Below are 14,732 nucleotides of genomic sequence, written 5' to 3' on the forward strand. Positions count from 1 at the left end.
GTCTCATGCCTGCACAGTTTGGCTCGTTATTATTTTTTAGTAAAGTTTCGTATCTGGGGTATATCCTTCAATGTTATCCTTGACGCGTTGCAAGAAACGACCGCAAATCACTCCGTCCAGAATCCGATGATCCAGTGACAGACAGATATTAGCCATTGATCGCACACCTATCATATCGTTAATAACCACAGGTCTTTTCACAATCGATTCAAACGTTAAGATCGCTGCCTGTGGATAGTTAATGATTGGATAAGATAGAATGGAGCCGAAAGAACCTGTGTTATTTACAGTGAAAGTCCCTCCCTGCAAATCTTCCAGACTCAGTTTGCCTTCGCGGGTTTTTTGTGCCAATTCATCAATCTCACGTGCCAGCCCAGCAACGTTTTTCTGATCAGCCTTCTTAATTACTGGAGTGATAACCGAATCTTCAGTACCTACCGCTAACGAGATATTGATATCACGTTTGACGATAATTTTGTCTACAGCCCAGACAGAGTTCATAATCGGGTAATCCTTAATCGCACTCACAACAGCCTTCATCATGAAAGCCAGATAGGTTAGATTGATACCTTCTTTACGCTTGAACTCATCCTTATGTTTATTGCGCAGTGCGACCAGATTAGTCACATCTACCTCAATCATTGTCCAAGCATGCGGAATCTCCGAGACACTTTGGCGCATTCTTGTAGCGATTGTATTCCGGATTGGTGTTACATCAATTAGATACTCAGAACTGCTGCCTCGACCACCCTCAACTTCTATGGTTGGAATACGAGGAGATTCGCTTAAATGTAGACCCGAATGACGAAGAGGCTCTTCCGTCTTCTTCTTTTCGGCTTGAACGAACTGTGGAACAGGCGGTTGTGACACCACTGGAGCAGGTTGACTAGCAGAAATCGAAGCTGGAGATGTAGCTCCGCCACTTTCGATGAAGGCTAGCACATCCTTACGGGTAATCCGACCACCCATACCAGTACCCATAACTAAAGTCAGGTCGATGTTATGCTCAGCCGCCAAAGTCTGTACTGCGGGAGAATACCGCGCACGCATTGAATCGTTAGCAGTTGATGTAGCATTTTGCCCTGCAATAGTATTAGAGGAATTAGCTGCAACTGTGTTAGTCACGTTTGGAGCAGCAGATGTTGTCACAGGCACGGCAATACGACAAATGACTTCGCCGACATTGACAACCTGACCTTCTTCCGCCAATAGTTCACCCATAACTCCATCTATCGTTGAAGGCAATTCAGCATTTACCTTATCTGTAATAAGCTCACATATCGGTTCGTATTGCTCTACCGGATCGCCCGGTTTCTTCAGCCATTTGCCGATCGTCGCCGATACTAGCGATTCCGCCAGCTGCGGCATGATCACGTCAGTCAACTTTTGGTTGTCAGACATCTTTTCACTCCTTAAAAGTTTTACGAAGTAAAACTCACTTCGTAAGCATAATCTTAAAAGTTTTACGAAGCTTCGCTTATTAGAAATACTTCGCAGTAAAACTTGCATCGTAAGCATTCGCTTATGTTTTACGAAGTAAAACTCACTTCGTAAGCATAGTCTTTAAGTTTTACGAAGCTTCGCGTCCACTTAACTATTTTAATATTGCGCCAGTCGAAGCATTTCCGCCTTCACCTTTTCTTTGCTAAGCATGAAGAACTTCTCCATTGGTGGGCTGATTGGCATCGCCGGAACATCCGGACCACAAAGACGGAAGATCGGCGCGTCTAGTTCAAATAGACAATGTTCAGCGATAATCGCCGCCACTTCGCCACCAATACCGCCCGTTTTATTGTCCTCGTGCACAATAAGAACCTTCCCTGTCTCACGAGCAGCAGCTATGATCGCCTCACGATCAAGAGGTTGCAAGGTCCGCAGATCCAGAATATGCGCTGTAATGCCTTCTTCGCGCTCCAATTCTTCTGCTGCTTGCATCGCAAAATGCAATGGCAAACTATAACCAATAACCGTAATATCTGTTCCCTTACGCAGCAGATTAGCTTCGCCAATTGGAACGATATAATCACCTTCTGGCACTTCTTCCTTGATCAGCTTATAGCACTTCTTGTTCTCGAAGAATAAAACCGGATCAGGATCACGTACGGCTGCTTTCAATAGCCCTTTTGCATCGTAAGCAGAGTAAGGTGCGACAATCTTCAATCCTGGTGTACCGAAGAAAATCGATTCCGGGCACTGAGAATGGTACAGACCGCCGAATACACCGCCGCCGATAGGCGCACGAATGACAACCGGACAATTCCAATCGTTATTTGAACGATAGCGGATTTTGGCCGCTTCGCTAATGATTTGATTCGTTGCTGGAAGCATGAAATCAGAGTACTGCATTTCAGCAATAGGCTTCATACCATACATAGCTGCACCAATCGCCACACCAGCTATAGCCGATTCCGCTAACGGTGTATCTAGTACACGCTCTTCTCCGAACTGTTCTTGCAGACCTTTTGTTGTGGTAAATACGCCACCTTTGAGCCCCACGTCCTCGCCAAGCACAAACACGGATTCATCGCGTTCCATTTCTTCCTTCATCGCGAGCCGAATGGCATCGATATATTCCATTATAGCCATGGTTTATGCTCCTCCTTTCAGGTCGGAATCACTGTAAACATGCAGCAGTGTATCTTCCGGTTTCGGGAATGGAGCGTTGTCAGCATATTCGATAGCTGCTTTAAGCTCAAGATTGCATTCAGCAATAAGATCTTGTTCTTGCTCGTCACTCCAAAGTCCCAGACCGATCAGGTAATTGCGGAATCCTGCTACGCCGTCCTTCTTCCAGTTCTCATCAATCTCTTCTTTGGTCCGATAAGCCAAATCATTATCCGAGGTGGAGTGTGGAGATAAACGGTACATCATAGCTTCGATCAACGTAGGACCTTCCCCCGCAAGTGCTCTTTCCCGAGCTTCCTTAACGACACGATATACTTCCAGTGGATCATTGCCGTCTACACGCACACCTGGAAACCCATAACCCAGAGCACGGTCGCTGACCTTACCGCCCAGCTGTTTGTGAGCAGGAATAGAGATCGCGTACTGATTATTCTGACACATAATAATAACCGGCAGCTTATTCACTCCGGCAAAGTTACAAGCTTCATGAAAATCGCCTTGGTTGCTGGAGCCTTCTCCGAAGGTTACAAATGAGACGAACTTTTTCTTTTGCATTTTGGCTGCCAAAGCAAAACCAACCGCATGAGGGACCTGCGTGGTTACCGGACTTGAGCCTGTCACAATACGCAGACGCTTACTACCAAAGTGACCTGGCATTTGCCGCCCACCACTGTTTGGATCTTCTGCCTTTGCGAACACAGACAACATCAGTTCACGAGTAGTCATACCCACGGAGAGTACGAAAGCATAATCACGGTAATATGGTAAAAAATAATCATTCTGCCGGTCCAGCGCAAATGCTGCTGCTACCTGACCCGCCTCCTGGCCAATGCCGGAGACATGAAAGTTAATCTTGCCAGCGCGCTGAAGCAGCAGACTGCGCTCGTCGTATTTACGTGCGAGCAACATATATCTGTACATATCGATGACCTGGCCGTCACTTAGTCCAAGCTGCTTATGTCTGTTAATCGTTTCTACAGTATCTTGGGATTCCATAAAGAGATACCTCCTTATTCATAAAGCCTGAGTCTTACAGGATTTAAGACCAATTGTATCCTGATCTTAAAACCTGGTACTAAGACTTGGCTTGAGTTTATTATAATCCCTTTTTACCCAAAAAGAAAAGCTAAATCCCGATAGATCTTCCGTCTACTGCTAACATTGCTTCTCCAATGATCTCCGAAAGCGTAGGGTGAGCATGAATGGCCTCACCAATTTCCCAAGGTGTTGCATCAAGCAGTTGGGCTAGTGCCGCTTCTCCGATTAGATCCGTTACATGAGGACCAATCATCTGCACACCGAGAATATCTCCGCTGGTTCGATCCGCCACAACTTTAACAAACCCGTCCTTCTGACCGTATACAATCGCCTTGCCAATGGCTGAGAAAGGGAATTTTCCAGTCACCACATCATGTCCCAATGCCTTAGCTTCCTTCTCAGTGTGACCCACACTCGCTACTTCAGGACGTGTATAGACACAGCGCGGTACAAGATGTGTATGATAAGGATGAAGTCTCTCACCAGCGAGATGGTTGACCGCCATAATGCCCTCATGACTGGCCGCATGTGCTAATTGTAATCCACCGATACAGTCTCCAATCGCATAAATATGCGGTTCAGCCGTCTGCATACTAGCATTTACAGCGATAATTCCTTTATCAAAGCGAATATCTGTATTTTCCAGGCCAATATTCTCGATATTTGCTACTCTGCCTACGGATACTAGCAGCTTTTCTGCGGATAAACTTTGAGTTTGCTCTCCCTTACGGGCATCAATCGTTATTCCATCCTCAGTTACCTTACAGGTTGCGGCATCTACTGTAGTTTCAGTTAGAACTTTAACGCCACGTTTTTTCAATAAGCGTTGAAGTTCTTTAGCTACTTCTTCATCCTCTTGAGGTAGTAACTGACCAGCAGCTTCAACTACCGTAACCTGTACTCCGAAATCGACAAGCATAGAGGCCCATTCCACCCCAATTACTCCGCCTCCAACAATAATGATGGAAGAAGGTAACTCGTCGAGCGTGAGTGCTTCATCACTGCTAAGAATAACTTTCCCGTCTGGTTCCAGACCAGGTAATACACGCGGACGAGATCCTGTTGCAATAATAAGATGGTTAGAGACCACTGTTTCCATTTCTCCGTCTTCTAGTTCCACAGCAACAGCACCACTACGCGGTGAAAAAATAGAGGGACCCGTCACGCGCCCCTTGCCTTTAATAACTTGTATTTTATTTTTGCGCATCAAATATTGTACGCCCTGATGAAGTTGTTCAACTACCGCTTCCTTGCGCTTTTGTACTTTCGGAAATACAAGCTGTACACCGCTTGTCTCAATGCCATAGCTCTCGCTCTCATTGATTTCAGCATATACTTCTGCACTTCTGAGCAGCGATTTGCTAGGAATGCAGCCACGGTGCAGGCAGGTTCCTCCCAGTTTGTCCATTTCGATGACGACGACGGACTTACCAAGCTGTGCAGCGCGAATGGCTGCCACATATCCCCCGGTTCCTCCGCCAAGAATGGCCACGTCACATGAAATTGTCATGATATGTATCCTCCAGTCATTACACGTAAGTTCATTTTACATTGTATATTGTACTCTCTTTTTAGAGTATTACAAAACTTATAAACGTCATATCCAAATAGACTTTTTCTTACTAAAGCGTTATCATATGGTTGAATCTAATGGGCTAAGAGGGGTAGGAGACATTTATGAAACTGTTAATTTCACGCTTCATTGCCATCCTTATTCTTGTGTTTCCTGGTTTAATTGCAATGAAGGGCTTCTTAATGATGAAGGACGATATTTTTGATTATATCTCTATGCATGGCGATGACTCCGTTGTCCCAGATTTCGCTTGGCTTCACTTTGGCGGTGGTTTCCTTCTCTTTGCAGCAGGTATGACTTTCCTTGGGGGCTGGATTCTAGCAAGAGACCGCAAACGCAATTATGTTGGCCCTCGGTTCAAGGAGAAACAACAAGCGAAGCAAGCTGCAGCGCAAGAAACGATCTCCTAGGCAGCAAAATCCCCCTCTCATTGTACTTTGTACAATAGAATTCATTCCAAAGAAGGTTAAATCAAACCATCCAACAACTCCTTCGAATGCATAATGAATCTCCACACATTACATAAAGGCGAGAGTTCTCATGGACGCAACTTGCGCTTCCTTGAAAACTCCCGCCTTTTTATGCACAGCTTAAAGCCCAGCTTTATCAAACGACTCTCTACGGCCACCCTGAACCAACTCGCTGTACAAGCCCCCTTGCTTCAACAACTCCTCATGAGAGCCCTGCTGCAATAATCTGCCCCCTTGAAGAACAAGAATTCGATCTGCAGCGCGGATGGTACCCAGTCTATGGGCAATAACGAAGCTGGTCCGTCCCTTCATCAACGCCTGAAGTCCTTCCTGAATCTTGATTTCGGTCACGGTATCGATACTACTAGTGGCTTCATCAAGAACAAGCATGGAAGGGTTGGCAAGAATGGCCCTTGCAATGGATAGCAATTGCTTCTGTCCTTGGCTTATGCCGCTGCCATCAGCAGAGAGCATTCGATCATAACCTTCCGGCATTCGGATAATAAAAGAATGAGCGTTAGCCAGCTTCGCCGCCGCTTCGACCTCCTCATCGGAAGCATCCAGTCTCCCGTAACGAATATTATCGCGGATGCTACCCTTGAACAAAAAGGAATCCTGCAACACAAACGCCATGTGGCTCCTCAGGCTTTCACGCCGAATGGAAGTGACATCTAAGCCGTCCAACGTAATCTTTCCCTGGTTAGGATCATAGAAACGGGATAACAGTCCGATTAGTGTAGTTTTGCCGGCTCCGGTAGGTCCTACTAAGGCAATCATCTCGCCAGGCTTCGCTTCAAAGCTAATATCATGCAGTGTGTTAGAACTTCCGTCATATGAAAAAGATACATTTTCGAACTTCACTGCACCCTCAACTTTAACCAGCGAAGTGGCTGCACCTTCATCTTTAGCTTCCGTCTCTTCGTCCAGCACCTCAAACACTCTCTCCGCTCCTGCAACCGCTGACAGCAGTGTATTCCACTGATTCGCTAAGTCATTAAGAGGGCGAGTAAATTGACGCGTGTATTCAACAAATACGATAATCACTCCGACCGTTATTGCCCCACGGATCGCTAGCAGACCGCCAACTCCAGCAACAATAGCGAAGCTCAAATTATTAAGTCCATTCATCAGCTTAGGAATGAAGCCAGAAATCGACTGTGCCCAGTATCCAGAGAGCATAATTCGCTCATTGCGTTCATGAAAACCAGCGATGACCCGTTCCTCTTGTGAAAAAGCCTTGATAATCCGTTGACCGGATAACGTCTCTTCTATATAACCATTTAATTCACCCACATTGCGCTGACGTTCTTTAAAAAGCGGACCCGTACGCCGAGTAATCCAGCGCATGCCTAATAGCATCAACGGCACAACCAGGAATGTAAGCAGCGTCAGAAGAGGACTGAGCCACAGCATTACACCAACCGTTCCTAGCAACGTCAACACACTGGAAAAGATCTGAATAGCTGAGCTATTCAGCGTAGAGCTGACGTTCTCAATATCGTTGGTGAGGCGGCTCATAATTTCGCCCTGCTGTCTCCGGTTAAAAAATGAGATCGGCAAACGATGCAGATGAGAAAACAACTCCGTGCGCATCCGAAATACGGTCTCCTGAGCGATTTCGATCATCCAAATATTTTGCAGCCAAGATGTTAAAGAATAGAAAATATACACACTAGCAAGGCTGATCAAAAAAATCGTCCACGATCGTCCGCCAGTACCTTCCAGATAATCATCCACGGCTCTACCAATCATATAAGGCCCGAGCAGCGCTAAAGCCGAGCTGAAGACCACCATTAACAGAACGAGAAAAAGCTTAGCTTTACGCTCGGCAAGGTAGCTCCAAATCCGCATGAGCGTGCCGCCCCAATCCTTCGCCTTCGCTTTTGGCTTCCTTCCAGCTGCTGAACCAAGACTTCTTCCAGCTCCAAGCTCAATGACGGGTTTTGGGTGACGAAAGGGTTCAAGAATTGCTTTGAACATGCTGCTTCGCCTCCTCTACCTGTGATTCATAAATCTTGCGGTACAGCGGAGAGCTTGCCATAAGCTCCTCATGTGATCCCTTACCGATTAAGCGCCCTTCGTCCAACAGCAAAATCAAATCGGCAGATGCAGTTGAACTGATCTTTTGAGTAATCAGGAAGGTTGTACATGAAATCTCTTTTAGTGCCTCCAGCAAAAGTCCTTCTGTCACCGCATCAAGCGCACTCGTGCTGTCATCGAGGATCAAAATAGCAGGCTTCCTCACAAGCGCCCGAGCAATGGTCAACCGCTGCTTTTGCCCACCAGACAGATTTACCCCTCGTTGACCAAGCATCGTGTCATAACCATTAGGCAATTCCATCACTGTTGCATGAATTTGAGCGGCAGCCGCTGCGTGTTCGATTTGTTCCTGTGTGGCATGTTCATTGCCCCAAGCGATATTATCGCGGATCGATCCGCTGAAGAGCTGTACTTCTTGAGGAACGTAACCAATCGATCGCCGCAATCTTGAAATATCGATATCGCTGCTCTTTTGCCCATCAATGCGAATGATGCCGTCTGTCTCTTCGTATAAACGTGGGATGAGACCGACAAGAGAAGACTTTCCTGATCCGGTGGCTCCCATAATCGCTACTCGCTCACCAGCAGAAACTTCAAAAGTAATATCCTCAAGCACTGAAATGTTACTTTCAGGATACTTGAAGCTGATGCCTTCAAATTGAACATGTCCCTGTATCGGTTCGTTCTTAACGACTTCGCCTTCCTTAACTCCAGCGCCTGCTGACATCACTTCTGTAATACGCTGTGAGGAGGCGCGTGCCCTAGAAATTGTAACGACTAGCCCAGATATTGCCGACAATGCTCCAATGGTTCGTAAAGAGTAATTAATAACCGCAACGGTTTCTCCTAAAGTAGCATCCCCATTTGCAATCTCAATCCGTCCAAACCATAGGATCAGCATAATCGCTGCATTCACAATTAGCATAACAAATGGCATCGTCGTCTCGGTCAAACGCAGCGCAGATACCGTAGATCTCATCAAATTCCCGCTAAATACCGTGAACCGTCCAATCTCATGTCCCATGCGTACGAACACACGGATTAAGCGAATTCCTGTAAGATTCTCCTGAATTACTCCATTCACACCGTCTAGCCGATTTTGTACGTTACGAAATAACAAAGAAGCTTTTCTCATGATGAAGTAAAGGAAGAGAAGCAACAAAGGTAGAGCTACAGTGAGAAATAATCCCAGCTTCACATGAACAACCAATGCCATAATCACACTACCCACCACAACCAGTGGCACCCGTGTCATAAAGCGGAGGCTCATAAATATAGTGTCCTGCAGCTGCGATACATCGCCGGTAAGACGTGTGATCAGCGACGAGGTAGCAAACCGATTGAATACTTCATATGTAAAGGATTGTACCTTTTCATATAACTTGTCCCTAAGATCAAAAGCAAAGCTCTGACTCGCATGGGCAGCAAAAAAAGAACTTAACACTCCAGCTATAAACGCGACTACCGCGCTGCCGATCAATACACCGCCCCAGAGCCATACTACAGAGGAATTCTGTTCTTTAATGCCCTGGTCAATAATTTTGGAAATGAGTAAAGGCTGTGACAATTCCACCGCTAGTTCAATAAGCATCATCACTAGGGCAGCTATTGCAGCGACTTTATATTTTTTGAGAAAAGAGAAAATCAAACCCATTCGCATACCCTCTTTTTCTATTCGTACAGTGCATCCCTTAAACGAGTCGACATTGTGGAGGCCTGCCCAGTTTTCATTATTGCCCGCCGCAGCGCTTTATTGCTTCGATTCAATTCCACCAAATCTGCCATCATCTCTTCCAGCAAAGCCTCAGCCTCGATAGAAAGATTTCCATTTTGCTGAATCAGAGCTAACCGTTCCTTGTATTCGTCTATTTTTTCAGTCACACATATTACTTCCTTTCCAATCACATGATTCCTTTTATCATACCACATTCAATTCTATCGCAATGTTTTCACTGGCTACAGCTGACACGAATATGATACTCTAATAAGGTCGCATTTTTAAGATTAGATAATTGGCTTATACGAAAGGATAGATGGAAGTGGCACAATTGTTTTTCAAATACGGAGCAATGAACAGCGGTAAATCTATTGAGATACTCAAGGTTGCGCATAATTATGAAGAGCAAGGGAAATCAGTGCTCATTTTCACTCCATCCATAGACGATCGGGACGAAGTTGGTTTTATCTCCTCCCGTATTGGGCTGCGGAAACAGGCCATACCCGTCGACGAGAATACCGATATTTATAATATCGTCAGCAGTAACCAGCCAAAACCCCACTGTGTACTTATTGATGAGTGTCAATTTCTAAGCAAGGACTGCATTTTACAGCTAGTACGAATTGTGGATGAACTAGGCATTCCCGTTATGGCATTTGGACTTAAAAATGATTTCCAAAACCAGCTATTTGAAGGCAGCAAATACATGCTGATTTATGCTGATAAAATCGAGGAAATGAAGACTATTTGCTGGTTCTGCGAGCGAAAAGCAACGATGGCTCTAAGAGTAGAAAATGGTAAGCCTGTATACAGCGGTAAGCAAATCCAAATTGGTGGCAACGAAGCCTACTATCCAGTGTGCCGTAAATGTCACAAGAATCCACCACTATAAAAAATCCCCACAAAGCGAGGCTTTGCGGAGGGCCCCAATATTTTCTTTAAGCTAAAAAAGCATTCCGAAGCCGCGTTAGCCTCAGGAATGCTTTTTTAAATCTAACTCGCTTATACAAGATATCTTTCTTTAAGAATATTCAAATGATGAAGATCATGACCGATCATTAAGCAGGCCACTGCTCTCGCGGAGATGGGTCCATTGTTAACCGTTCCCATACGAATCCACGCTTCTTCCGGCAGAGTATCTAAAAGGGCTTGCGTTGACTCTCGGACAAGCTTGTAATGAGCCAGCAGCTTTTCTAAAGTGTGCGCTTCGAAATTTGCGGTAAGTACATAGTCCTTTTCCTCAAACCCCGCTAATGGGGTCGTATCTCCTCTTGCCACGCGCAATAAACGATAAGACATAATTCTTCCAGTATCCGCTAGATGGCCGACCATTTGCTTAATACTCCATTTGTCAGGAGCGTAACGATGCTCTCCTTGTTCTTCCGTAAGGTTCGAAATAAAACTACAAATCTCATCCGTCTGCTCTCTAAAAATAGTACAAATATCCCCTTCTGTTGGTACTAAAGAGATATACTTTGACAGCTCATTCAAATACTCACTACTCTCTGGACGTTGACTCATGTAGAAACTCCTCACATATTGAATTTTTTTGAAAAATATGGAGAAAAATCACGTACTCATAGTTGTATTTTAGTTAATTATGTATGATACTTGCAATATTAAGATTTGTTAAACTAGTCATCGGGAGTGTCGGCATGCTTGATTTTATTCTCTTCATGGTTTTTTCAGGACTAGAAACCTATGCTATTTTCTTTTTAGCTTTTAAAATCTTCAAAATTGATCTCTTTCATAAGGAGATGGTGTTCGGAAGTTTTGTAATGGGGTTTTTCTCCTATTCACTTCGGACGAACTATGACCTATTTCAATTAGATATTTTCTCACAATATGCACTAATGTTTTTCTTTATGTGGCTGTTGTTCCGAATTCATCCCTTTTATGCCTCCATACTGACCGGGATGGCTTATCAAGCATATTCCGTGATTCAAACCTCTCTATATTATTTTTTAAACTTTGTAATCAAGTTCCCTTTAGACTCTTCCAACTCTGTTTCTATCAATATATTTATACTTCAAGTTTTATCAGCTTTGGCTGCCATAGGTATTGGTGTGTACATGCGTCGAAAACGTAAAGGATTTGATTTTGTACCCGATAAACCTGATATAAAAATAAAACCAAGTACGAGCGAAAAAATACTATTTGCTCTGAATCTTCCTGCTCTATTTCTAATCGCTTCCGTTTCGTTATTTTTTCAGTCAAGCTATTTTCTTCTAATCCCTATTGGTTATGGGGTTATATTATGGGGATATTTGTACTTATCCTATAAAAAGGACAGAAATGACTATGAATCATTTAGCATTTAGAATCGTTTCGGCCATAAAAAAAACAAACCCTGAGCAAACTCATTCCATAGAAGTAATGCAGTATGCACTGAGTATTATTTTGAATACTTTATTCATTATTACAGTTTCCCTACTTATAGGGGGCTTTACAGGGCAATTAATGGGAACATTGATCGCGCTACTAAGTTTTGGATTGCTAAGGATTTGTTCTGGCGGAGCCCATTTGAAAACTGCAACAGCCTGTAATATAACGTCCATTTTCATATGTTCGTTAATCCCCCATCTTACATTCCTTACACATAGTTATTTGCTCTGGATTAATCTATTTAGTATGATTTCAATGATCTTATTTGCTCCGAATCCAGATCGAAATGCACAACTCTCTAAAGACTGGTACCTAGGATTGAAACTGTTATCCATCCTGTTAGTGCTCGCAAATTTTTGGATTAACTCGTCTGTCATCGGACTGGCTTTTTTCATCCAGTCCTTAACAGTAATCATTCCTTTACAGGGGAGGTCCAGTAGATGAAGAAAACGCTCGCTCGTGTTGCTTCTAGTGCGCTTGGCATGTCCGCTCTTGTCTTTGCAACAATAATCAAGCCTTACATTCACAGTCCAGAAATTCCAAAAGAATTGCGTAAGTAATTAAACAAGGATGGGGAAAAGATGCGTGTCTTACAGAAAGACGGTTCCTCCTGTGATATTCTGGAGGAAGAAATATTGTATTTCTCGAATTATAAGAATACAATATTCGTCCATACGAAAGAAGGCGAATTTGTTCTCCCCACCACTCTTTCCGATCTTTTCACAGCGTATGAGGGTAAGGGATTTAAACGCCTTGACCGCAGCAATGTAGTCAATATTAACAACATCGAAGGCTATGATTCCGAACGAAAAATCGTTTATTTTAATCATGGCGAGCAGTTTGCAACTGTTTCGGAGTCCAATGAACCTCGCCTAAAAAAGTACTTATCTACTCTAAAGAAAGACTCCGATTAAAAAGATCCCGGCATGTCTCTACATGTCGGGATCTTTTTTTATTTATTAAAATTTAAAGTAATCCATCCTATAATCGCATAAAAAAAGACATTATGCCATAATTATCCTCAGATGTAAAGATAAATTCGTAAGATGAATGACAGGGGACGGATTGTATTCCAAATGATACCATATAGATAAATGCGAAATAAAAACAAACATATGATGGAGGAACCAAATGAATTACTATTTTCATCCCTCACCTCGCCCCTCATCTCTTGAATCGATATCTGATGAAGAATTACTTAACATCTATGCGTTAGCGGTTGAGGCACAAGCTTTACCAGATTTCATTGAGATTGTTAAAGAGATCTTAGACAGTAGAGATCTCATACATTCTAAAGAAATATAACATCCCCGACACGATTTCATTCGCTTATTATGACGCAATTATATAATTTCCCATGACTTCTACTCCGAGTGCTCTCTGGTTTGTCTTCATGTTAACTTCATCAACATAAAGAAGGTAGAGCCTCTAATGGCCCTACCTTCTTTGTTTGAAACAAGGATTACTCCATCTAAATAGAATAGTCCCTACTCCGTAATTTCAGTTTTAAATACATTTTCCAATTTCCCGCCAAGTCTCTTCTTCAATGGAACTTTAATATCTCTACCCAGCTCTTTGAAAAAAGTTTCTACATCACATTTTACATTTTTAGCAGTCGCGATTACTGCCCCATCACCAACAATATTTTGATTCTCGTCAAGAGGAACATCAACTTCGATATCATACTTTTTGGATAATGTCTTGATGTATCGTGCGAAGATCTCCAGCAATTCCTCGTTATTAAAATTCTCTATAGCGACTTTTCCCTTGCTGGTAAACTTCATGTTAATTTTCATTATTAATATCCCCTTTTCTGTCAAACCATTTTTAGTTGTTAGTTTATGGATCAAGATGAATAGATGGCTGCAAGAAAGGGCAACATTATTCATTTTTGAGATCATTTATGAAACATACATTATTTATAAGCACCCTTTATTTGTTGTACTTTAAATTGTGTAAATTCTTTGAGCGCTTGTATGACCTGATCCTGTTCTTCTTCCTTCAGCTCATAAACGCACTCCCGTAACCACTCGCCAAATAGAAAGGCTTGACGCCCTTTCCGAGGGCTCTTTCTTAAGGAGTCGAGGCAACCCTCAAACTTATCGTTCAGGACGTCAGTAAGATTGTATTTCTCAATCTTCTCTATTACCATTCCTGCCCCATATTCGGTTTCATAAACTATGACTTCATTAGAATCAAAGGAAACATAAGAAGTTTCTTTACCTTCCTTTGCCCTGAATTCCTTAAGCTTGTTAAAGGCCGTCTCATAAATGTAGTCTTGAGACTGTTTAAGCTGCGGCAGTTCATAACCATGCTTCAAGGTCTTGATATATTCAATATCAGGCATATAGTCTGCCAAATGATACATCCGATTCTTCAGATCTGTTCCAAGCGCTTCAATGATCTTGTCCAGATTGTCTTTAAGCGGAATGCTCTCTCCACGTTCGATCTTGCTAAGCTGTGAGTAGCTAATACCGCTCTTTTCTTCCAGTCCTCTTAAGGTTAACCCTCTCGTTTTTCTGATGTGCCGAATGAAATTACCCAGCTCATCGGGATAGTTCTCAAAATCATTCATGGGAGTCACCTCCCTACTATCATAACACAACATAACAATTTGTGTTGGCTAATAACAATTAATCCTAGCATTTACTTGCTTCTGAAGGGTAATTCCCACTATTCAAGAACCAATATAACCCTCTTGTCACAAAAACAGGATAAGAATAGGCGTTCGTCTTCCAGGTTTTGGATTGTGTTCTCGGGTTGGAAAATCAAACGTATCTGACTGTTGAGACCTTATTAGCTGATTTCTGCTTTTTCGCTCACCTAACGGACTCAGATGCAGCTATTCATTAAAATATACGGCGAGCCGATTCAAAAATATGAC

17 protein-coding genes are annotated in these 14,732 nt (G+C 43.3%); 7 read left to right on the forward strand and 10 right to left on the reverse strand.

The features are described from left to right. Positions 1 to 36 precede the first annotated feature (36 nt). From ACDZ28_RS29995 to lpdA, 4 genes are all read right to left on the reverse strand, one after another. Positions 37 to 1,401 (reverse strand): dihydrolipoamide acetyltransferase family protein, encoded by a 1,365-nt coding sequence (locus ACDZ28_RS29995; protein ID WP_339287458.1) that lies wholly within the window; start codon positions 1,399 to 1,401, stop codon positions 37 to 39. Positions 1,402 to 1,599: 198 nt separating this feature from the next. Next, positions 1,600 to 2,586, reverse strand: a complete 987-nt coding sequence (locus tag ACDZ28_RS30000) for an alpha-ketoacid dehydrogenase subunit beta (protein WP_042129758.1) — start codon at positions 2,584 to 2,586, stop codon at positions 1,600 to 1,602. A gap of 3 nt (positions 2,587 to 2,589) precedes the next feature. Then, on the reverse strand, positions 2,590 to 3,621 hold the full coding sequence (locus ACDZ28_RS30005; protein ID WP_375103485.1) for a thiamine pyrophosphate-dependent dehydrogenase E1 component subunit alpha: 1,032 nt from the start codon (positions 3,619 to 3,621) through the stop codon (positions 2,590 to 2,592). Positions 3,622 to 3,751: 130 nt separating this feature from the next. Continuing rightward, positions 3,752 to 5,173 carry a dihydrolipoyl dehydrogenase gene (gene lpdA / locus ACDZ28_RS30010; protein ID WP_375103486.1) on the reverse strand — a complete coding sequence of 474 codons (1,422 nt, stop codon included), beginning with the start codon at positions 5,171 to 5,173 and terminating at the stop codon, positions 3,752 to 3,754. A 167-nt stretch (positions 5,174 to 5,340) separates the two neighbouring features. On the opposite strand from lpdA, the gene ACDZ28_RS30015 reads away from it, so the two are divergent. Further along, positions 5,341 to 5,646 carry a DUF2627 domain-containing protein gene (locus ACDZ28_RS30015; RefSeq protein WP_042129764.1) on the forward strand — a complete coding sequence of 102 codons (306 nt, stop codon included), beginning with the start codon at positions 5,341 to 5,343 and terminating at the stop codon, positions 5,644 to 5,646. Positions 5,647 to 5,826: 180 nt separating this feature from the next. On the opposite strand, the gene ACDZ28_RS30020 is transcribed toward ACDZ28_RS30015, so the two are convergent. Genes ACDZ28_RS30020 through ACDZ28_RS30030 form a run of 3 tightly spaced genes read right to left on the reverse strand, consistent with a single transcriptional unit; the run spans position 5,827 to position 9,627 of the window. Beyond that, the gene (locus ACDZ28_RS30020; RefSeq protein WP_375103487.1) at positions 5,827 to 7,686 is read right to left on the reverse strand and encodes an ABC transporter ATP-binding protein; all 1,860 of its coding nucleotides are present in this window, start codon (positions 7,684 to 7,686) and stop codon (positions 5,827 to 5,829) included. Further along, positions 7,667 to 9,400 carry an ABC transporter ATP-binding protein gene (locus tag ACDZ28_RS30025; RefSeq protein WP_375103488.1) on the reverse strand — a complete coding sequence of 578 codons (1,734 nt, stop codon included), beginning with the start codon at positions 9,398 to 9,400 and terminating at the stop codon, positions 7,667 to 7,669. The genes ACDZ28_RS30020 and ACDZ28_RS30025 overlap by 20 nt, the downstream gene beginning before the upstream one ends. 17 nt (positions 9,401 to 9,417) lie before the next feature. Next, complete coding sequence (locus ACDZ28_RS30030; protein WP_042129770.1) at positions 9,418 to 9,627, reverse strand: hypothetical protein; 210 nt, start codon at positions 9,625 to 9,627, stop codon at positions 9,418 to 9,420. A gap of 158 nt (positions 9,628 to 9,785) precedes the next feature. Here ACDZ28_RS30030 and ACDZ28_RS30035 point away from each other — a divergent pair, with 158 nt between their 5' ends. After that, on the forward strand, positions 9,786 to 10,355 hold the full coding sequence (locus ACDZ28_RS30035; RefSeq protein WP_042129772.1) for a thymidine kinase: 570 nt from the start codon (positions 9,786 to 9,788) through the stop codon (positions 10,353 to 10,355). 110 nt (positions 10,356 to 10,465) lie between these two features. Here ACDZ28_RS30035 and ACDZ28_RS30040 read toward each other — a convergent pair whose 3' ends face one another. Further along, a complete protein-coding gene (locus ACDZ28_RS30040; protein WP_375103489.1) occupies positions 10,466 to 10,984 on the reverse strand; it encodes a DinB family protein in 519 nt (172 codons plus the stop codon). A 395-nt stretch (positions 10,985 to 11,379) separates the two neighbouring features. Here ACDZ28_RS30040 and ACDZ28_RS30045 point away from each other — a divergent pair, with 395 nt between their 5' ends. The 5 genes from ACDZ28_RS30045 to sda all read left to right on the forward strand — a co-directional run bounded on the left by ACDZ28_RS30045 (position 11,380) and on the right by sda (position 13,153). Then, entirely contained in the window at positions 11,380 to 11,784 is a 405-nt protein-coding gene (locus tag ACDZ28_RS30045) for a hypothetical protein (RefSeq protein WP_375103490.1), read from the forward strand. Further along, positions 11,765 to 12,292, forward strand: coding sequence for an accessory gene regulator ArgB-like protein (locus ACDZ28_RS30050; protein WP_042132337.1), 528 nt, complete (start codon positions 11,765 to 11,767; stop codon positions 12,290 to 12,292). The genes ACDZ28_RS30045 and ACDZ28_RS30050 overlap by 20 nt, the downstream gene beginning before the upstream one ends. After that, the gene (locus tag ACDZ28_RS30055; RefSeq protein WP_139328656.1) at positions 12,289 to 12,408 is read left to right on the forward strand and encodes a cyclic lactone autoinducer peptide; all 120 of its coding nucleotides are present in this window, start codon (positions 12,289 to 12,291) and stop codon (positions 12,406 to 12,408) included. Before ACDZ28_RS30050 ends, ACDZ28_RS30055 begins: the two co-directional genes overlap by 4 nt. Before the next feature lie 21 nt (positions 12,409 to 12,429). Further along, positions 12,430 to 12,762 carry a LytTR family DNA-binding domain-containing protein gene (locus ACDZ28_RS30060; protein ID WP_052414675.1) on the forward strand — a complete coding sequence of 111 codons (333 nt, stop codon included), beginning with the start codon at positions 12,430 to 12,432 and terminating at the stop codon, positions 12,760 to 12,762. A 217-nt stretch (positions 12,763 to 12,979) separates the two neighbouring features. Beyond that, positions 12,980 to 13,153 (forward strand): sporulation histidine kinase inhibitor Sda, encoded by a 174-nt coding sequence (sda, locus tag ACDZ28_RS30065; RefSeq protein ID WP_081390100.1) that lies wholly within the window; start codon positions 12,980 to 12,982, stop codon positions 13,151 to 13,153. 182 nt (positions 13,154 to 13,335) lie between these two features. Here sda and ACDZ28_RS30070 read toward each other — a convergent pair whose 3' ends face one another. Together ACDZ28_RS30070 and ACDZ28_RS30075 are read right to left on the reverse strand one after the other, a co-directional pair. After that, positions 13,336 to 13,644: a hypothetical protein gene (locus ACDZ28_RS30070; protein WP_042129778.1), complete on the reverse strand. Its 309-nt coding sequence runs from the start codon at positions 13,642 to 13,644 to the stop codon at positions 13,336 to 13,338. A gap of 119 nt (positions 13,645 to 13,763) precedes the next feature. Beyond that, positions 13,764 to 14,423 carry a helix-turn-helix domain-containing protein gene (locus ACDZ28_RS30075; RefSeq protein WP_042190416.1) on the reverse strand — a complete coding sequence of 220 codons (660 nt, stop codon included), beginning with the start codon at positions 14,421 to 14,423 and terminating at the stop codon, positions 13,764 to 13,766. Positions 14,424 to 14,732 lie beyond the last annotated feature (309 nt).

This window comes from Paenibacillus sp. RS8, from assembly GCF_041956825.1.
GTDB lineage: Bacteria > Bacillota > Bacilli > Paenibacillales > Paenibacillaceae > Paenibacillus_AQ.